Here is an 18,697-nt window from a genome sequence, read left to right on the forward strand (position 1 = left end):
TGCTCTGCAGGATCCGCGCCTGTTCGGCGCATCCGCTGCTGGTCGACCAGCAGCAGACAGACCGAACGGGCGCGGATGCCGCGGGCTCGGCTCGTGCGGGGCTAGCGTGCGGCGGCCGCGCGCACCACGCGGGTCGCGGCATCCACGATGTCGTCGACCTCGGCGTCGACCGAGACGTCGGCTCCCGTCTCGTCGGGCTCGAGAGGCTCGAACGCGGCGAGTTGCGAGTCGAGCAGGGACGCCGGCATGAAGTGATCCGCGCGGGCGTTCATGCGGGCCGCGATGAGCTCGCGGGATCCGGAGAGGGTGACGAAGACCGTCGAGGGCTCGACCGCTCGGATCGTGTCGCGGTAGGTGCGTCGCAGCGCTGAGCAGGCCAGTACGAGTCCAGTGTCGGCATGCTCGGCGAGCACCTCGCCGATGCGCACCAGCCAGGGCCCGCGATCGATGTCGTCGAGCGGCAGGCCCGCCGCCATCTTGGCGACATTCGCTTCGGGGTGCAGCGAGTCGGCGTCGATGAAGGGAACCTCGAGACGCTGGGCCAGCAGCGCTCCGATGGTCGACTTGCCCGAACCCGAGACGCCGCCGACGATCACGAGTTCGTGACCGGCGGAGTCGCGGCTGCCATCGCGGGCGCTCTCGCTGAGACTGCCCATCAGAGCTGGCCCTGGTAGCTGCTTCCCGCAGGAATCGGCGACAGCAGGGTGATCTCGGGCGCCGACTCGAGCAGGCCGACCAGGGTCGCATTCATGCGCGCCACGATGTCACCCGCTCCGTGGGCCTCGAGATCCGCGGCAGAGCTCCACTTCTCGAGCATGATGATCGTTCCATCGGGAGCGTCATGAATCGCGTAGAGCTCGCATCCGGTCTCGGTGTGCACCTCGGCGATACCCGCCGAGAGAGCCTTCACGAGTTCGTCGCGCGCGCCGGCGACCGGGCGGAAAGTGACGGTGACGACGACTGCTTCAGACATGGGACTCCTGGGGGTCGGGTGCAGCGCTGCTGCTGCGCGAAACGAACTCGGCCTGCACCTCGACGAACCGCGGGCCAACGGGGAGCTTGCCCTGCATGCGGCCCAGAACGAGATCAACGGAGTGCCGAGCCAGCATATCGATGGGCTGCCGGATGACGCTGAGCGGCGGCGTGACCAGCTCTGTCCACGGATTGTCGTCGAAGACGATCACCGAGAGCTCGCGCGGGATCTCGACGCCCATCTGGTAGAGCTGGCGCATGCTCGACTGCACCTGGGCGGTGTTCGCGACGAGCAGCGCCGTCGGCCTCTCGACGAGAGGCAGGGCCAGCAGCGCGGCCACGGCGTCGGCCCCTGCATCGCCGCGGAACGGCACGCCGCGAATAAGGGCGGGGTCGATCGGGATGCCTGCGGCCGTCAGCGCGGACTGGTACCCGGCTACACGGGCGGCTCCCGTCGAGGTGCTGAGGGGGCCGGAGATCACGGCGACACGGCGATGGCCGAGGGCGATCAGATGCTGGGTCGCGCTGGCGGCCGAGGCCTCGTTCTGGATGCTGACGACGTCGGTGTTCTGGAGCGACGCGATCGATCGGTCGACGAACACGAGGTCGACGCCCACGTCTTGCAGTCGCGACCACTGATCGATGTTGTCGCCCGTGGGGGTCGCGATGACGCCACCCACCGACCGGTCGAGCAGCGTCGCGAGCGTCTCGGCCTCGATGTGCGGGTCCTCCTGGGTGGTCGTGAGCACGACCTGAACCCCGCGGCCCCTCGCCTCCCAGACGATCCGGTCGGCCAGACGAGCGAAGAAGGGATTGGTGAGGTCGGCCAGCATGAGGCCGATGGTGAGGCCCGCACCGTTGAGCTCTCGGGCGGCCGCGCGCGGGCGGAAACCCAGTTCGGCGATGGCCGCGACGACCTTCTCTCGGGTGGCGACCGCGACCGGCCCCGAGCCGTCGTTGAGCACGCGCGACACGACAGACACGGAGACGCCAGCGGTCGCCGCGACGTCTCGGATGGTCGGTGCCTTCTTCACAGGACCCCTTCGTCGTCGGTGTGGTTTTCGCTCGCGTCTCCGTTGCCACAGCTTAGGGTGCAAGCCCTTTTCTGAGCGTTCGATTCGGTCTGTTGACACATCGTATCAGCCGGTGGTACAAAAGTGGTACCGGTTCCACTCCGGATGAATTTCAACCGAATCACACGTGACGAGGATGTCGTGAGGCCACCGCCGCCTCTGCTCCTCCGACACGAATCGCACGGATCAGAGAGGTCAACGTGAATCTGCACAAACTGCTCGAAGAACGAGAGCGCGAGGGCAAGCCCATCCGCATCGGGCTCATCGGCGCCGGACGCTACGGCACCATGTACCTCTCGCAGGCCCGCAACATTCCGGGCGTGCATGTCGTGGCGATCGCCGACATCAACGTCGAGCGGGCGAAGGGAGCCTTCGCGCTCGTCGACTGGCCCGCAGACCAGATGGCGGCGGACATCCCCGAGGCGCTGGCCAACCGCACGACCACGATCGTGGCGGACGCCTCGCTGCTCTTCGACGCCGACATCGACGTGATCGTCGAGGCGACCGGAAACCCGATCGTCGGAATCCGGCACGCGCTCGCCTCGATCGAGACGGGCAAGCACATCATCATGGTCACGGTCGAGGCGGATGCCCTGGCGGGGCCGGCCCTGCAGAAACGCGCCGAGAAGGCCGGGGTCGTGTACTCGATGGCCTACGGCGACCAGCCCGCGCTCATCATGGAGCTCGTCGACTGGGCCCGCACAAGCGGCTTCGACGTGGTCTGCGCCGGCAAGGGCGCGAAGTTCCTCGAGCACTACCACCAGATGAACCCCGACAACGTCTGGGAGAACTGGGAGTTCTCGAAGGAGCTCACCGACTCCGGTCAGCTCAACCCCTACATGCACACGAGCTTCCGCGACGGCACCAAGGCCGCCATCGAGATGGCCGCCGTGGCCAACGCTGCGGGGCTCGTTCCCTCAGACGAAGGCCTCACCTTCACGCCCGGCGACGTCGAGGAGATCGCGACGATCAGTCGCCCCGCGTCGCTCGGTGGAGCCCTGGCCCACGAGGGAACGGTCGACGTGATGTCGAGCGTCAACCGCGACGGCTCCTGGATTCCTCACAACACCCAGGAGGGTGTCTACGTGGTCGTGAAGGCGACCAACGCCTACGTCTCGACGTGCTTCGACGAGTACCCATGGCATCCAGACCCCACCAAGCAGTACGCGGCGCTCTATCGCCCGTATCACTACGTGGGTCTCGAGCTGAACGTGTCGATCGCGAACGCCGCACTGCGCGGCATCTCGACCGGCCAGCCCGAAGGCTTCTACGGAGACGTCGTCGCGACCGCGAAGAAGGACTTGAAGGCCGGCGAGTTCCTCGACGGCGAAGGCGGCTACACCGTCTACGGCAAGCTCGTCTCGGCGAAGCACTCCGTGGCCACCGGTGCACTGCCTGTCGCCCTCGCCCACCACGTCGAACTCCGCAACGACGTCGCCCAGGGCGAGACCGTCGGCTGGGACGACGTGATCATGGACGACTCCCTCGCCGAAGCCCTCGAACTGCGCCGCGAAACCGAGGCGCTGCTCGTCGACTCCTCACTCTCCCGCTGACCCGAGCGGAAGAGCCGCGCGGCTCAGAGCCGCATAGCTCAGAGTCAACCGGGGATCATCCGGGGATCGTCCTCCCCTGAACACCCGCATCGGATGCGGCTGCGAGAATCGATTTCGAGCAGTCGGCGTGCGGCATTCTCACCCTCATTACCCACAGCACGACAACCTTCCAATGAAGAAAGGGACCTCATGAAGATCCGCACCCTCGGCGTCGCCCTGGCCGGAGGAGCAGCACTCGTTCTGCTCGCCGGCTGCACCGCCACACCCGACGGCGACACCGGGTCGGCGACCGGCTCGGCCGGTTCGATCGTCTCGCTCGTCGACGCATCGAAGACCACCAAGGTCGACGACGTGACCGCCGAGCTCGGAAAGCCCTCCGCTCCCGACAAAGCCAAGCTCTGCTACGTGACCCGCACCCTCTCGAACGAGTTCTGGGGTTACGAGCGCGACGGATTCGAGAAGCGCGCCAAAGAACTCGGCGTCGACTTCCAGACCTTCGACGTGACAGACGAGTCGTCGATCACCGAGCAGCTCGACAAGGCGAAGAGCGCCATGAACCAGGGATGCTCCGCCCTCCTCGCGTCGCCCATCTCGGCGACCGGCCTCGACTCCGTGTTCGAGTCCGCCCTGGCCGACGGCATTCCCGCCATCGTGCTCAACGACGCCAAGAGCTCTGTGCCCGGAGTCGTCTACGTCGGCCCCGACGCGACGACGATCGGCGCCACCGCGGCCGACTACATCGCCGAGAAGCTGCCCGATGGCGGCAAGGTCGCGATGATCGAGGGAGACCCCGGCTCGAGCAACGCGATCAACCGCGGCGACGGCTTCACCAAGCAGATCGCCACGCACCCGAACCTGCAGATCGTGGCTTCGCAGACGGCCTCGTGGGATCAGACGAAGGCCCAGGAGATCGCCACCACGATGCTCACCGCCAACCCCGATATCAAGGCGTTCTACTCGCAGAACGACGGGATGGCCCTGGGCGTGCAGGCCGCCATCGACGCAAAGGGGCTCACCGGCAAGGTTCTGCTCGTCGGCACCGACGGCATTCCCCAGGCCAAGAAGCAGATCGCCTCGGGCGGGTTCACCGCCACGGTGAGCGAGCTGCCGACCACCGAGGGCTCGACCGGCGTCGACGTGGCGCTCTGGCTGCTCGCCGGCAAGAAGGTTCCCGGTTGGGTCGACGTGCCCGCGTTCGTCATCGACAGCGCGAACGTCGCCGAGTACCCGACCGGCATGCCGTAACCGTGCACGAACCGGTGGGCGCCCTCCCCGGCGCCCACCGGCATCCACACCCCTCGTCACCGGGCGCGGGCTGACCGCACCCGACGCACCAGACCGACGCATAGAAAGGTGAACCATGGCCGAGCACTTGCTCGTGGTTCGCGACATCGCCAAATCATTTCCGGGAGTGCGCGCACTCGACGGCGTGAGCTTCACGCTCGAACGCGGAGAGATCCGCACCCTCGCCGGAGAGAACGGCGCAGGCAAGAGCACCCTTCTGGGAATCCTCGGTGGCGCGCTGCGACCCGACCGCGGCTCCATCACCATCGACGGTGTGCGCCGCATGGAGTACACGTCGCGCCGCGCCCTCGCCGAGGGTGTGCGCATCGCCCAGCAGGAGCCGGCCATCGTGCCGCAGTTGAGCGTCGAACAGAACCTGCTGCTCGGCCTCACCCGCCAGCAGCGCAAGGCGTCGGCCGACGACATCGACCGGGCGCTGAAAGACGTGGCGCAGATGGGCTTCCCGATGGATGCGCGCACGCCCGTCTCGCGGCTGAGTCCCGCACAGCGGCATGCGCTCACGATCGCCCGCGCCTTCGCCTTCGGTGCGAAGATCGTCGCGCTCGACGAGCCGACCACGAGCATGCTCGAGCACAACGTGGCCGAGGTGCTTTCGCGGGTCCGCGAGATCGCCCACGGTCGCGGCGTCGGCGTTATCTACGTGTCGCACAAGATGCCCGAGGTCATGAGCGTCTCCGATACCGTCGTCGTGCTGCGCGACGGCAAACCCGCCTTCGACAGACCGATCACCGAGACCTCGTCAGACGACATCGTGCGCCGCATGGTCGGTCGCGAGCTGCTCTCGTTCGAGCGGCAGCATCCGGTCGATCCCGCGGCGCCCGTGCACTTCGAGGCGAGCGGCGTGAGCCACGCCACCTCCAGCGCGCCGCTGTCGATCTCGGTCAGAAAGGGCGAGGTGGTCGGCATCGCCGGACTCGTCGGCTCTGGTCGCACCGAGTTCCTCCGGTCGATCATCCGGGCCGACGAGGGATCGCGCAGCAGCGTGAGCATCGCGGGCAAGCCGGTGAAGATCCGCTCTCCGCGCGACAGCCGCACGGCCGGCATCGCCTTCATCCCCGAGGATCGCAAGGCGCAGGGCCTCGTGCTGCAGACTCCGGCCTACGCCAACGTCGCCCTCACCGCCGACGGTCAGCTCAACGGCTTCGGCCCGTTCATCAGCAAGAAGAAGCAGATCGCGATGGCCGAGGCGATGGGCAAGCGCATGTCGCTGCGGCCGGCGAACGTCTCGCTGAATGCCCGGCAGTTCTCGGGCGGAAACCAGCAGAAGCTGGTGATCGCGAAATGGATCTGGCTGGGCGCCACCGTCTACCTCTTCGACGAGCCCACCAAGGGCGTCGACGTCGGCGGCAAGGTCGAGATCTACGAGCTCATCGACCAGCTCGCCTCGGAGGGCAACGCCGTGATCGTGGTCTCGAGCGACCTGCCCGAGATCATCTCGATCAGCGACCGCGTGCTCGTGATGCGGGCCGGAGAGTTCGTCTCCGAGCACACCGGCGCCGACATCAACGAGCACAGCATCGTGGCCAACGCCATGGGCGTCTCGTCGGAGTCGCCGCAGTCGTCACAGAACGACGCAGCACCCGCTGCTTCCGTCCCCTCCTCAGACCGTATTGACCCCGCAGACACCGGCGCCGACGCTTTCGGCGCAGCGAAAGGAACATCATGAGCAGCGCAACCCCAGACGGGATCGCCCTGCGACCCCGCCGGCAGATCAACTTTCAGGCGCTCGGCATCTACATCGCCGCGATCGTTCTCTTCATCGTGCTGGGGCTCCTCAATCCCAACTTCCTGACCGCGGGCAACCTGCGCGATGTCGCGGTCTCGGCCAGCGTCAACGCCATCATCGGCATCGGTCTCACCTTCGTGATCATCACCGGCGGCATCGATCTGTCGGTCGGCGCCATCGCCAGCTTCGTAGGCATCGTCAGCGCGACGCTCATGGTGAACGGTGGCATCCCTCCGGCCATGGGCCTGATCGCGGGCATCATCCTCGGTATCGTGTGCGGCGCTGTGAACGGGCTGCTCATCACCAAGCTCCGACTCCCTCCGTTCATCGCCACCCTCGGAACGATGAGTGTCTTTCAGGGCTGCGCCTACGTCGCGACGAACGGAAAGCCGGTCTACGACGTGCCGAAGGAGTTCGTGCTGCTTCTGAACAGCTACGTCGTCGGAATCCCGGTCGTCGTCATCGTGGTGGCCGTCGTCGCCGTCGGCGCGGGCTTGCTTTTGCGCAAGACCGTCTTCGGCCAGAACGTGATCGCCGTGGGCGGCAGCGAAGAGACGGCCTGGCTCTCGGGGGTGCGCGTGCACCGCGTCAAGATCGCCGTCTACTGCCTGGCCGGTGGCCTCTCGGCGCTGGGTGGCCTCGTGATCGTGGCCCGCATCAACGCGGCGCAACCCGACGCAGGGTCGCCGTATCAGCTGACCGCCATCGCCGCGGCCGTGATCGGCGGCGCGAACCTCATGGGCGGTGAGGGCCGCATCGCGGGAACCCTCGTCGGCGCCGTCATCCTCGGCGCGCTCACCAATGGCCTCGTTCTGCTGAACGTTCCGAGCTTCTACGAGCAGATCGTCACCGGACTCGTGGTGCTCATCGCCGTGTCGCTCGATCAGGGCAGCAAGGGCTGGCCCATGCTGAAGCGCAGCAACAAGAAAGACCTCACCGCGGCTCCGCCGACCGCGTCGACCTCGGCCGTGCGTTCGTGACGGGCGCGGCCGGGCCGCTCGCGTCGCTCGACGGCGCCGCCGTCCTCGTGACCGGCGGCTCCGGGCTCATCGGCCGGGCGGCCGTGTCGGCGCTGCTCGCCGAGGGCGCTCGGGTCACGGTCTTCGATCGTGCGGATGCTCTAGGTTCCGCGCGTGAATCGGTCACGTTCATCGCCGGCGACGTCACCGAGCAGGCCGCCGTGCGTTCCGCGGTCGCAGACATGGATGCCGTGGTGCACCTGGGCGGGTACGCAGGCCTGGGCATGGCCGACGCCGTCGAGACCTACCGGGTCAACACGATCGGAACGTTCACGGTGCTGGCCGAGGCCGCCGCTGCGGGAGTGCGCAAGATCGTCTACGCGTCGAGCATCAACGCGAACGGGTACCCGCTCGGAAGCGACGAGGTGCTGCCTCCCGTCTTCCCCTACGACGAAGACGCGGCCCCGCACATCTCCGACGAGTACTCCCTCTCGAAGCTCGCCGGCGAAGACGCCGCCCGCATGGTCGCGGCCCGCTGGGGCGTCTCCATCACGGGACTGCGCTTCCCGCTGGTGCGAGACATCACCGTCGACGGCGGGCGCGTCTTCGGCGCGCACGTGAGGGCGGCTCTCGCCGGCGACCCTCGACGCCAGGCCGCCGAGGGGTGGAGCTACCTCGATGTCTCGGACGCTGGGCGCTCGATCGTCGCCGCGCTCCTGCGTGACACACCGCCCGCGCCGGGGATCCTCGTCGCCGCGCCCCTTACCTATCTGACGACCCCCACAGAGGAGGCGCTCGATCTGTTCGCGTCGTCGGTCGTGCGTCGACCCATCGCGGGGCGCGGAGTTGGGCTCGAGTTGCGTCGCTCACGCGAGTTGCTCGGCTTCGAGGCCTCGGTGCTGCTCGACGAGGTGGCGCCGGAGCAGCTCGTCGACCTGAGCGACTTCGAGCCCGGTTTCGAGCCTGGCCGCGAGCCCGGCTTCGAGCCCGGCGCCGAGCCGGGCCGCGCACGGCGCGAGGCGCGCGCGTGACCGTCGCCGAGGCATCCGGCCGCTCGTCGGCACCGGTCTCGCTGCTCGGGCTCGGCCCGATGGGCGAGCCGATGGCGCGCAGCCTGCTGGCCGCTCTCGGAGAGCTGACCGTGTGGAATCGCACGGCATCCAAGGCCGATGGCCTGGCTGCGCTCGGCGCCGTCGTCGCGAGCACGCCGCGCGAAGCAGCAGCCGAGGTGACGCTGACCGTGCTGCCCGATCTCGCGCAGGTTCGGGGGCTGCTTGACGGTGCCGACGGGTTGCTGGCCGGGTGGGCGGAACGCGGCATCGAGCATCCGGTGCTCGTGGTGCACGGAACGGTCTCACCCGTGGCCGTTGCCGACTTCGCCGCCGAGATGATGCGGCTGCACGGCGTCTCTGTTGTGGATGCGCCGTTGAGCGGCGGCACGATCGGCGCGCGCGACGGCACGCTCAGCATCATGGTCGGCGCAGACCAGGCGGTGCTGCCGAGGGTTCTTCCTCTCTTCGAGCACATGGGCACGACCGTGCGCGTTCTGGGTCCGAGCGGAGCCGGCGCCCTCGCGAAGGCGTGCAACCAGATCGTCGTCGCCGGGGTGGTGACGGCGGTGTCGGAGGCGATGCTGCTGGCCCGCTCAGCGGATCTCGATCTCGCCGTGCTGCGTGAGCTTCTGCAGGGAGGGCTCGCCGCCACGGCGGTGCTGCAGCAGAAGGGGCAGAACTTCATCGACGAGGACTTCGCGGCCGGCGGCAGCGCCACGAATCAGCTGAAGGACCTGCGCTTCATCGACGAGGCTGCGCGGGCGCGCGGGCTCGAGCTGCCGGTCACCTCGGCTGTGACCGGGCTGTTCGAGGAGATGATCGACTCGGGTCGCGGCGAGCTCGACCACACGGGGGTCTACCTGACGATCGAGGAGCACGGAGCGAAGAATGACTGAGTTGCAGATCATCGACGCTCACCACCACCTCACCGACCTGAGCCGGTCCTATCCCTGGCTCGAGGGGCCGGCCGAGCCGTTTCGCTATCACGGCGACGACCGTCCGCTGCGCCGCTCGTACTCGCTCGACGACTACCTCGCCGACACGCGCGGCTTCGAACTCGTCGGCTCGGTGCACATCGAGAACGGCGCCCTCTCGCCTGAAGACGAGACCCGTTGGATCGCCGCCGTGGCCGCCGAGCGGGGCTTGCCGAGCGCTCACGTCGCGAAGGTCTCGCTGCTCGACCCGGATGCCGCGGCGCAGCTGCGCGCGCACGCCGAGGTCGGCATCGTGCGCGGCATCCGCGACATCCTGAACTGGCACCCCGACCCGGTCTACACGCACCGCGATCGCGCCGGCATCATGACCGACCCCGTGTGGCGGACGAACTTCGCGTCACTGTCCGAGCTCGGGTTGTCGTTCGATCTGCAGGTGTTTCCGTCGCAGCTGCTGGAGGCCGCCGAGCTGGCGGCCGAGTACCCCGAGGTGAGCATCGTGCTCGACCACGCGGGCATGCCCATCGGGCGCGATCGGTCGTCGCGCGCGGAGTGGGCGACGGGAATGCGGGCGCTCGCGGCCCGCGAGAATGTGGTGACCAAGGTGTCGGCGCTAGGCACGAACGACCACGACTGGACGAGGGAGTCGATCGCGCCCTTCGTACTCGAGACCATAGAGATCTTCGGGCCGTCGCGCACGATGTTCGGCAGCAACTTTCCTGTCGACAGCCTCTACTCCAGTTTCGGGGACTTGTTCGGCGCCTTCGACGAGCTCACGGCGGACCTATCGGAGGAGGAGCGGCGGGAGCTGTTCGTCGGGACTGCGACGCGGGCGTATCGGCTGTGATTCGTGTTCGGCGGCGCTTTCGTCGGGCGAGCGGCGCTGCAATTCAGGAGAAATCGGCTGCAGACGACGTTTTCGCACGCGGCCGCCCTGTTCTGCCTGAATAGCAGCGCCGATGCCGGCCTTGTGGACGCCAACGTTGTCAACGGCGGCGGCCGCGCGGGGCCGTCGGCCTAGTCTGAGCCCGTGACCTCCTCTGCCCGCACCCGCTGGATCTTCGCCGGACAGCTCGGCCCGCTCTTCGACGACGGCGGCCCCATGATGATCGTGGAGGCCCGCTCCGTATTCGGGCGGCGGCCGATGCACCGGGCCAAGGCGCATCTGCTGCTCTCGGCGATGCGGCACCGCGCCGCCGAACTCGGCGATCGCGTCGAGTACCACCGGGTCGAGCGCTACTCCGACGTGTTCGACAGCAGAAGCAGCGGCGACGACCTCGAGGTGATCGATCCCACCTCGTGGGCTGCGCGGCGCTTCGTGCGCGAGCGAGGCATCCATGTTCTGCCGAGCCGCGGCTTCGTGACGAGCGAGACCGACTTCGCCGCCTGGGCCGACTCGCGCCAGGGCAAACGCCTCTTGCTCGAGGACTTCTACCGCGGCGTGCGCGAGCGAACGGGCGTGCTGATGCGCGGTGATCAGCCCGAGGGTGGCAAGTTCAACTTCGATCACGACAACCGAAACCCGCCGCCGAAGAACGCCGCCGGTCTCGGGCTTCCCGATCCGTGGTGGCCCGTCGAAGACGAGATCGACGACGAGGTGCGTGCCGACCTCGACCGATGGCAGAGCGAGGGCGCCGTGCAGCTCGTCGGCGACGACGGCCCGCGTCGCTTCGCCGCAACCGCCGCCGAGGCGGAGCAGGCGCTCGCCGACTTCGTCGAGGTGCGCCTGAACGACTTCGGTCCCTTCGAAGACGCCATGCTCTCAGGCGATTGGACGATGTCGCACTCCCTGCTCAGCGCCCCGATGAACCTCGGCCTGCTCGACCCGCTGCACGCCATAGAGACCGTCGAGGCCGAGCACGCCGCCGGCCGCGCTCCGCTCTCGAGCGTCGAGGGCTTCGTGCGACAGATCATGGGATGGCGCGACTACGTCTGGCACCTCTACTGGTATCTCGGCGAGGGCTACCGCACCAGTAACAACGCTCTGGATGCGCGCAGGCCGCTTCCCGAGCAATTCCGGCTTCTCGACGCGGCGGCCATCCGGTCGAACTGTCTGCGGGAGACGATCGACGGGATGCGCAGGCACGGCTGGGCCCATCACATCCAGCGCCTGATGGTGCTCGGAAACTGGGCGTTGCAGCACGGCTACGACCCGGTGGAGCTGAACGACTGGTTCGTCGATATGTTCGTCGACGGCACGCCGTGGGTGATGCCCGCGAACGTGATCGGCATGTCGCAGCACGCCGACGGAGGCATCGTGGCGACGAAGCCCTACGTCTCGGGTGGGGCGTACATCGACCGGATGTCGGACTATTGCGGCGGGTGCGAGTTCAATCCCAAGGTGCGCCTCGGCGAGAACGCGTGCCCGTTCACCGCCGGGTACTGGGCGTTTCTCGACCGGGTCGAGCCGCGCATCCGGCACAACCACCGCATGGCGCAGCCGCTCAGCGGGCTGCGACGACTGGCCGATCGCGAGGCCGTCGTCGATCAGGAGCTGCACCGCGAGTCGTGGTGACGGTGCATATGCCGCCGGTTCTTCGATACGGTCGAAAAGTCCTACCGGCTCACACACATACACACACGCCGAAAACCTGCGTCAAGACTAAGGGCCAATCGCTCGGACCGAGCGGGCACGTGACCCCACTGATACCGGTGGCTGCGGTCGATCTCAGGGCTGTGTCCCTGTCGATGAACGGCCACTGTCGGCGCGCTCCACGCCCGCAGTCACGTCCCGACCTGGCGGTGGCGCTCCAGTACCTGAAGCTGGTCGCCGAGCCACACGCGTTCCCCAGAAGGGCACCCTCCCCGAGCGCTACACCTCGTGGTGGTTGTGGTCAGTGGTGAACCGAAGTGATGTGACGTGCTCTTGGGCGGCGCGGTGTAGTGCGGCGAAGAGGGCGTCTCCGAGTAGTGTGCCGACGATCACGGTCTCGGCTTGTGCGTCTCGGCCGGTTCGGGCTTGGAGTTCATCGATGTCGGCTTCGGCGGCGAACATGGCCGCTTTGGCGTACTGCGCGAACCAGCCGTGGGTGTCTTCTTGTCCGATGCTCCAGAAGGTGTCGATTGCGCGCGCGGCGGCGAGGCGTCCTGGGTTCTCTGGGAACATATGCCACCCGCGAGTGATGTCGTCAACGATTGCGAGTGCTGCGGGGTTCAGTGTTGACGGGTCGGGTGTTTCGGAGATTGCTTGCTGGGCGACTTCGAACGTCTCGGCTAACGGCATGTCGGAGTCGATTGCGTGCAAGACGCGTTTCGCGGCTGCGATGCTGAGGCCGCCAACTTCCAGAAGCGCGCGGATCATTGTGAGCCGACGTAGGTGTTCGTCGGTGTAGGTGGCCTGGTTGGGGAGGCGGTACTCGCCCGCCGGGAGGAGCCCTTCGCGGAGGTAGAACTTGATGGTGGCTACGGGGATCCCGGATCGGCGGCCTAGCTCTGCCATTTTCATGCAAGTCAGCCTAGGCGAGGCGGTGGCATCTGCGTCGGGCGTCTCATGCATTCTGTCGGTACCAGTCGACGGTGGTCGCGAGTGCGTCATCCCACGGGGTCGGCTGCACGCCTAGCAACGATTCGGTGTCGCTCGAGTCGAGGATGAACGGCTTGTTCACCTGATAGGCCGAATCGTTTGCGGCTCTGATCGACGGGGAGAACACTCCAAGGGTGCGGAGGAGCGCGCTGGAGTAGGGCTCCAGCGACGCATGCCGCCCGGTTAGTCGGTTGACTTGATTGGCGATATGGGTGCGGGTAAGGGGAGCGTTCGTTGGCACGTGCCACGCTCGACCCCAGTTGCCGGCGTGGTCGCTGGCGGCGATGAGGGTGGAGACGATGTCCTCGAGATACGTCCAGCTGTGGGCGACGTCGGGATCGCCGAACACCTTCACGGACTTGCCGCGGAGGACGGGGGCGAAGAATCCGCTGCCGAGTTGGGCGTGCTTGCCGGCGCCCGGCCCGAAGTAGTCGCTCGCGCGAACCTCGGCAGCACGGATTTCTCCTCGCGCAGTCGCTTCTCGCGCGAGCTCCCAGCCTGCCTTACGGACGAGCCCTTTCGTCTCGTTCGTGAGAAGCGGGCTCGTCTCTGTCATAGGCATTGTGGTGTTCTCGCCGTAGGCGTAGAGGTTGCCGACCATCACCAGCTTCGCTTGACTTGTCCTGGCGGCCTCGATCGCAGCGGTGAACATAGGTGGCCACAGCGATTCCCACCGGTGGTACTGAGTCGGGCTGGTTGCAAGAAAGATCGTGTCGACACCGGCGGAGGCCGAGGAGACGGCAACGGCGTCGGCCGCATCGATCTGAAGAGCCTTCGCTCCGCGCGCGGTTGAACCGGAGCGGCTGGCAACGGCAACGTTGTGTCCAAGCTCTGCTAGGCGGGTTGCGAGGAGGGTACCGACGGTGCCAGCACCGAGGACGAGATAGTTCTTCACTGTTCTGAGTCGATTCTGTAGGAGATGGTTGCGGATGGTTGTGTGCGGAGGGCGCGTTCGCGCATCGCGAGGACTAGTACCTTCCAGCCGGACCGGGTCATGCCGCCACACTTTGCGACCGGACAAACGTGACCGGGAACGGCTTTTCGATAGTCGAGATGCGCGCTGATCCTTCGTTCAACATCCCAGCGATGGACGAACCAGAAGCTCGTCAGAATAGATACTAATGCTATCGGACAGTAAAAGTATCCATAAATAAACACCGGTTTGTAGGGAGCCCACCTCCACACGGATTCAGTTGGCTTCATATCGCGGGGACGCCTTCGTGGCGGGCGCTTGCCCACGCCCTATTGCGGCGGGTGCGAATTCAATCCCAAGGTGCGCCTCGGCGAGAACGCGTGCCCGTTCACCGCCGGGTACTGGGCATTTCTCGACCGGGTCGAGCCGCGCATCCGGCACAACCACCGCATGGCGCAGCCGCTCAGCGGGCTGCGACGGCTGGCCGATCGCGAGGCCGTCGTCGATCAGGAGCTGCACCGCGACTCGTGGTGACGGTGCAGGTGCGGCCGGTTCTTCGATACGGTCGAATCATGACGTGGCGACGCAGGGCAAGAGTGTTCGCCGCTGTTCTTCTCGGATCGACGGTGCTCGCGTCGGGCCTCGCCGGATGCTCTGTTCTGCTGCCCAAGGCACCCGAGTCCGTGTCGGCCGCAGCTGCCACCGCCGAGGAGTCGCTCTCGGGAGCGCCGGGCGTCGCGTCGGTTTCGACCGAGGTGACTCTGCGCGACTACCGTGGCGAGGGGTCGATCTCCGAACCCGACGCCTGGGTGGTGATCCTCACGGTGAAGACCGCCGCCGGTGGGCCCGACCTCGAGCGCGCGGCCGACGCGGTCGTCGACGCGCTCGTGCAGGCTCGGCCGGATGCGCAGATCACCGCGGAGATCGTCGCGCCGCAGCTCGCGGGTGACGTGGATACGGAGATTCTCTTCGACGAGGACCTGCACGCCGGGGTCGCGGCCGAACGGGTGACGGCCGCGCGAGAGTTGTCGGCCGTCGACGGTGTGAGCCGGGTGACCGTCGGGCGAGATGACAAGCCTCCGAGGGTGGAGGCGGTCGGGCTCGACGAGTGGCCCGAGGTGGCGACGGCGATCCGCGCGGTCCCCGGGTTCGGCGTCGGCGCATTGCAGAATCCGTCCCTCATCGCCCCGATCGACTCGGGTGAGTCGTGGTCGGGCGATGGCTCAGACGGGGTGCACCTCGAGCTCGGCGCCCTGGCGCCCTCGTCTTCGATGATCGAGGAAATCACCCGGCTCGCCGCAGAGCGCACGGTGCGCTCGATCTCGTTCTCCTCGGGAGAGGCTCTCCTGCCGACGGGCGATGCCGCCGCGGAGCGATCGTCGGTGACCGTGGATGTCGAGGCGAGCGCCGACGCCGAGAAGCTCGCGGATCGTCTCGCCGGACTCGTCGATCAGCGGTACTGGACGCAGGGATCGGGCCGACCGTCGTTCCAGGTCGTGTCGCCCGTGGGGGACAGCGCAGACAGTTCGGCCATCGTCGGTTACGTCGGATTGCCTCGCGGATCGGCGGAGCCCGATGACCTGCCGGCCGCGACAGGCGTTCGGTAGGGTGCCAGACATGAGCTTCACGACAACCTCGCCCCGTATGTCTTTCGGAACCGCTATCGGCACCGGCTTTCGCAAGTACGCCGACTTCAACGGTCGTGCAGGGGTCGCAGAGTTCTGGTGGTTCATCCTCTTCGTCGTGCTGGTGAACTCCGCCACCCAGATCTTCGACATGATGCTGCCCGGCTCGACGGGCGCGTTCGATGCGGTGCCGCGGGTTCCCTACGGCACGGCCGATGGGCCGTTCTCCGCTCTGTGGGCGCTGGGAACTGTCGTGCCCGTGCTGGCCGTGGCGGTGCGCCGGCTACGCGACGGCGGCAACGCGTGGACTCAGCTCTTCTGGCTGCTCCTGCCGATCGTCGGTCTGATTCTGATGGCTATTCGCATGTGCGACCCGTCGAAGCCGCCGGCCACCGTCGAGGATGCGCCGGTTCGGGATGCGCCGATCGTCTGACTCGGCGCGCGTTTGCTGGGCCGCATCAGCGCCAGAAGCCGCGGTGAGGCTCGGCGCTGAGCTGCCCCTGATGGGGGACTGTTACAACTCGTCACGACTTGGATAGCCTCGACCGACGCTCCGGATCGGCATCGCATCGATGCGGATGAGTGGGGCGCATCAAGGGGACCTCTGTGACGCATTCGCGTATTCGATCGATCGTTTTCGGGCTGGCGCTGGTGGCGACCGTGTTCACGACGGTGTCGTGCGCATCCGGATCGCCTGCCGGAGGCGTGGCGGAGCCCGCGGGATTCGTCGCAGAGTCCAGCGCGACCCCTACTGCGACGGCGACTCCGAAGCCGGTCATCCTGGTCAAGAACGTCGATGTGTCGGAGCCCATCCCCTTCGGTGCCGTGTCCGTGGATGACGGCAATCTCGATGTGGGGCAGAGCGCGATCACGACGAACGGATCGAACGGCACGAAGACAACGACCTGGGCGGTGACGACCGTCGATGGTGTCGAGACCGGCCGTACGGTCGTATCGAGCGTGATGAGCGTCGCCCCGGTCGATCAGGTCACGTCGGTCGGCACCCGGGTGCCGCCGCCCCCGCCTGCTCCAGAACCTGCTCCCATCGCCGACGGCGGCGGATGCGATTCGAACTACTCCGGTCCCTGCGTGCCGATCGCATCCGACGTGGACTGCGCCGGAGGTTCCGGCAACGGGCCCGCCTACGTTTCGGGGCCGGTGTACGTGGTCGGCGCCGACATCTACGACCTCGACCGAGATGGTGACGGAGTCGCCTGCGACAAGTAGTGCCGTCCGGCTAGTGCATCAGCCGTCGCGTCTCAGCCAGCGCGGATCGGTCCACGGGTCAGCTCCAAAAGCCGCGGTGGGGTTCGGAGGCCTGCTCTTCGAGTGCCGGGCCGGCGACCACGACGGTGCGCTGACCGCGGGCCAGTACCTCTCTGCTCGGCAGATCGAGGGTCGGGTTCTCGGGGTCGTCGCCGGCGAGGGGGATGAGATCCTGCTCGGGAAGGGCGTAGACCATGCGCCCGATGCCCGCCCAGTAGATCGCGCCGGAGCACATGGCGCAGGGCTCGCAGCTCGTATAGAGGGTGAAGCCGCGCAACTCGGCGAGCGAATACCGCTTCGTCGCGAGGCGCACGAGGTTGGTCTCAGCGTGGCCCGTGACGTCGGAGTGCGTGACCACGGTGTTCTCGGCCTCGAGCACCTGCGCGCCGGCCTCGTCGGTGAGCACGGCCCCGAAAGGGTGGTTGCCATGCTGCTTCGCCTCGATCGACACGAAGATCGCGCGGCGCAGGTGTGAAAGATCTGACTCGGAGACGGTCGTCGAGAAGGTCGGCATGAGATCAATTTAGGGGATGTGATCTCGATACGCCCGGCTCGTTGGTCGAGCCGGCTACTCGATCGGCGCGTGACCGCGTTGGTCGAGCCGGCTACTCGATCGGCGCGTGACCTGCGTTGGTCGAGTAGGCCGCTCGCGGCCGTATCGAGACCTCGCCGCTACTCCGCGACGTCGATGAGCACCTTGCCGACGACGCCCGACTCCACCGCGTCGTGCGCGGCCGCGGTCTCCTCGAGCGAGAACCGTGTGATCGGCAGCCCGGCCTCCTCGCCGGCGCCCAAGACGCCCGCGGCCAGCGCCTCGGAGACCGAGCCCAGCGCATCCTGTTTCTCGTCGTCGCTCACCGTGTAGGTGAGCAGAAAACGCAGTCGCACGTTGCGACCCATGGCCGGTCCGATCGGCAGCGACACACGATCGTCTGCGTCGGAGGCGTAACTCACGATGGTGCCGCCGCGCGAGATGATCTTCTCGTCGAGCTCGGCATTAGCTTGCAGATTGACCTCGACGATCGTGTCGATGCCCTTCGGCGCGAGCTTCTTGACGGCCGCAGCGACATCGTCGTTCTTGTAGTTGATGATGTGCTCGGCGCCCGCGCGGCGAGCGAGTTCCGCCTTCTCGTCGGACGAGACCGTGGTGATGACCGTGGCGCCGGCCCAGATTGCAAGCTGGATGGCCGCATGGCCCACGGCGCCCGCTCCTCCCGATACGAGGATGACGCGACCCTCGAGCGAGCCCGGTGACAGCCGACGCGGCAGGTTCTCGTTGGCGGCGAGGGCCAGCGCCGCGGTCAGAGCCGGGATGCCGAGGCTCGCGCCGTCGTCGAACGTCGCGTTCTCGGGAAGCGCGACGACGTGAGACGCGGGCAGAGTGACGAACTCCTGGGCGGTGCCGATGTTCGTGCCGAAGGCCACGTCCCACAGCCAGACCCGATCGCCGACCGAGAACTCCGTCACGCCATCGCCGATCGCATCGACGACCCCCGCGCCATCCTGGTTCGGGACCTTCGGCACGTCGAAGTCGCCGCTGCCGGCGCCGGCGCCCGCTCGGGACTTCCAGTCGGTGGGGTTCACTCCCGAGACGACGACCTGCACCCGCACCTCGCCCTTCTGGGGTTCTGCTTTCTCGCGCTCGGTGAGTGTGAGAACGCTCGAATCTCCGGTGTGGGCGTACGTGATTGCGCGCATGATGTGCCTCATTTCTGTCTTCTCGCCACAACGCAGGAAAAACCGAGGTGGCACGTACGAAAACCGCTCATCTGCGACGTTATTCCTGAAAACGGGCGAG

At 67.3% G+C, this 18,697-nt stretch carries 19 protein-coding genes; 12 read left to right on the forward strand and 7 right to left on the reverse strand.

The window, feature by feature from the left end:
* Positions 1 to 101: 101 nt before the first annotated feature.
* Genes CCK87_RS10535 through CCK87_RS10545 form a run of 3 tightly spaced genes read right to left on the reverse strand, consistent with a single transcriptional unit; the run spans position 102 to position 2,006 of the window.
* Entirely contained in the window at positions 102 to 656 is a 555-nt protein-coding gene (locus tag CCK87_RS10535) for a gluconokinase (RefSeq protein ID WP_086461410.1), read from the reverse strand.
* Positions 656 to 973: a putative quinol monooxygenase gene (locus CCK87_RS10540; protein ID WP_086461411.1), complete on the reverse strand. Its 318-nt coding sequence runs from the start codon at positions 971 to 973 to the stop codon at positions 656 to 658. The genes CCK87_RS10535 and CCK87_RS10540 overlap by 1 nt, the downstream gene beginning before the upstream one ends.
* Positions 966 to 2,006, reverse strand: a complete 1,041-nt coding sequence (locus tag CCK87_RS10545) for a substrate-binding domain-containing protein (RefSeq protein WP_086461412.1) — start codon at positions 2,004 to 2,006, stop codon at positions 966 to 968. The genes CCK87_RS10540 and CCK87_RS10545 overlap by 8 nt, the downstream gene beginning before the upstream one ends.
* A gap of 239 nt (positions 2,007 to 2,245) precedes the next feature.
* Between CCK87_RS10545 and CCK87_RS10550 the strand changes: the two genes are divergently transcribed.
* The 8 genes from CCK87_RS10550 to CCK87_RS10585 all read left to right on the forward strand — a co-directional run bounded on the left by CCK87_RS10550 (position 2,246) and on the right by CCK87_RS10585 (position 12,087).
* The gene (locus CCK87_RS10550; protein ID WP_086461413.1) at positions 2,246 to 3,598 is read left to right on the forward strand and encodes a Gfo/Idh/MocA family oxidoreductase; all 1,353 of its coding nucleotides are present in this window, start codon (positions 2,246 to 2,248) and stop codon (positions 3,596 to 3,598) included.
* Positions 3,599 to 3,787: 189 nt separating this feature from the next.
* Complete coding sequence (locus CCK87_RS10555) at positions 3,788 to 4,843, forward strand: substrate-binding domain-containing protein (RefSeq protein WP_170927241.1); 1,056 nt, start codon at positions 3,788 to 3,790, stop codon at positions 4,841 to 4,843.
* A 115-nt stretch (positions 4,844 to 4,958) separates the two neighbouring features.
* On the forward strand, positions 4,959 to 6,569 hold the full coding sequence (locus CCK87_RS10560) for a sugar ABC transporter ATP-binding protein (RefSeq protein ID WP_086461415.1): 1,611 nt from the start codon (positions 4,959 to 4,961) through the stop codon (positions 6,567 to 6,569).
* Positions 6,566 to 7,609: an ABC transporter permease gene (locus tag CCK87_RS10565; RefSeq protein WP_086461416.1), complete on the forward strand. Its 1,044-nt coding sequence runs from the start codon at positions 6,566 to 6,568 to the stop codon at positions 7,607 to 7,609. Before CCK87_RS10560 ends, CCK87_RS10565 begins: the two co-directional genes overlap by 4 nt.
* Positions 7,606 to 8,619 carry an NAD(P)-dependent oxidoreductase gene (locus CCK87_RS10570; protein ID WP_170927242.1) on the forward strand — a complete coding sequence of 338 codons (1,014 nt, stop codon included), beginning with the start codon at positions 7,606 to 7,608 and terminating at the stop codon, positions 8,617 to 8,619. Before CCK87_RS10565 ends, CCK87_RS10570 begins: the two co-directional genes overlap by 4 nt.
* The gene (locus CCK87_RS10575) at positions 8,616 to 9,536 is read left to right on the forward strand and encodes an NAD(P)-dependent oxidoreductase (protein WP_249273843.1); all 921 of its coding nucleotides are present in this window, start codon (positions 8,616 to 8,618) and stop codon (positions 9,534 to 9,536) included. Before CCK87_RS10570 ends, CCK87_RS10575 begins: the two co-directional genes overlap by 4 nt.
* On the forward strand, positions 9,529 to 10,419 hold the full coding sequence (locus CCK87_RS10580; RefSeq protein WP_086461418.1) for an amidohydrolase family protein: 891 nt from the start codon (positions 9,529 to 9,531) through the stop codon (positions 10,417 to 10,419). The genes CCK87_RS10575 and CCK87_RS10580 overlap by 8 nt, the downstream gene beginning before the upstream one ends.
* Positions 10,420 to 10,602: 183 nt before the next feature.
* Positions 10,603 to 12,087 (forward strand): cryptochrome/photolyase family protein, encoded by a 1,485-nt coding sequence (locus tag CCK87_RS10585; RefSeq protein ID WP_249273844.1) that lies wholly within the window; start codon positions 10,603 to 10,605, stop codon positions 12,085 to 12,087.
* 297 nt (positions 12,088 to 12,384) lie between these two features.
* On the opposite strand, the gene CCK87_RS10590 is transcribed toward CCK87_RS10585, so the two are convergent.
* Together CCK87_RS10590 and CCK87_RS10595 are read right to left on the reverse strand one after the other, a co-directional pair.
* A complete protein-coding gene (locus CCK87_RS10590) occupies positions 12,385 to 13,017 on the reverse strand; it encodes a MerR family transcriptional regulator (protein WP_212638216.1) in 633 nt (210 codons plus the stop codon).
* A 43-nt stretch (positions 13,018 to 13,060) separates the two neighbouring features.
* A complete protein-coding gene (locus CCK87_RS10595; protein WP_170927243.1) occupies positions 13,061 to 13,990 on the reverse strand; it encodes an NAD-dependent epimerase/dehydratase family protein in 930 nt (309 codons plus the stop codon).
* A 378-nt stretch (positions 13,991 to 14,368) separates the two neighbouring features.
* Between CCK87_RS10595 and CCK87_RS18015 the strand changes: the two genes are divergently transcribed.
* The 4 genes from CCK87_RS18015 (at position 14,369) to CCK87_RS10610 (ending at position 16,860) form a co-directional block, all read left to right on the forward strand.
* Positions 14,369 to 14,542: a hypothetical protein gene (locus CCK87_RS18015; protein WP_170927244.1), complete on the forward strand. Its 174-nt coding sequence runs from the start codon at positions 14,369 to 14,371 to the stop codon at positions 14,540 to 14,542.
* 38 nt (positions 14,543 to 14,580) lie between these two features.
* Entirely contained in the window at positions 14,581 to 15,615 is a 1,035-nt protein-coding gene (locus CCK87_RS18265; protein WP_170927245.1) for a hypothetical protein, read from the forward strand.
* 10 nt (positions 15,616 to 15,625) lie between these two features.
* The gene (locus tag CCK87_RS10605) at positions 15,626 to 16,066 is read left to right on the forward strand and encodes a DUF805 domain-containing protein (protein ID WP_170927246.1); all 441 of its coding nucleotides are present in this window, start codon (positions 15,626 to 15,628) and stop codon (positions 16,064 to 16,066) included.
* A 173-nt stretch (positions 16,067 to 16,239) separates the two neighbouring features.
* Positions 16,240 to 16,860: a G5 domain-containing protein gene (locus tag CCK87_RS10610; protein ID WP_249273845.1), complete on the forward strand. Its 621-nt coding sequence runs from the start codon at positions 16,240 to 16,242 to the stop codon at positions 16,858 to 16,860.
* Between the two features lie 58 nt (positions 16,861 to 16,918).
* Here the strand turns inward: CCK87_RS10610 and CCK87_RS10615 are convergent, their stop codons facing one another.
* Positions 16,919 to 17,413 carry a nucleoside deaminase gene (locus CCK87_RS10615; RefSeq protein WP_086461423.1) on the reverse strand — a complete coding sequence of 165 codons (495 nt, stop codon included), beginning with the start codon at positions 17,411 to 17,413 and terminating at the stop codon, positions 16,919 to 16,921.
* Positions 17,414 to 17,571: 158 nt separating this feature from the next.
* Entirely contained in the window at positions 17,572 to 18,597 is a 1,026-nt protein-coding gene (locus CCK87_RS10620; protein ID WP_086461988.1) for an NADPH:quinone reductase, read from the reverse strand.
* Between the last annotated feature and the right edge of the window lie 100 nt (positions 18,598 to 18,697).

It is taken from the genome of Agreia sp. VKM Ac-1783 (assembly GCF_900177765.1).
Classification (GTDB): domain Bacteria; phylum Actinomycetota; class Actinomycetes; order Actinomycetales; family Microbacteriaceae; genus Agreia.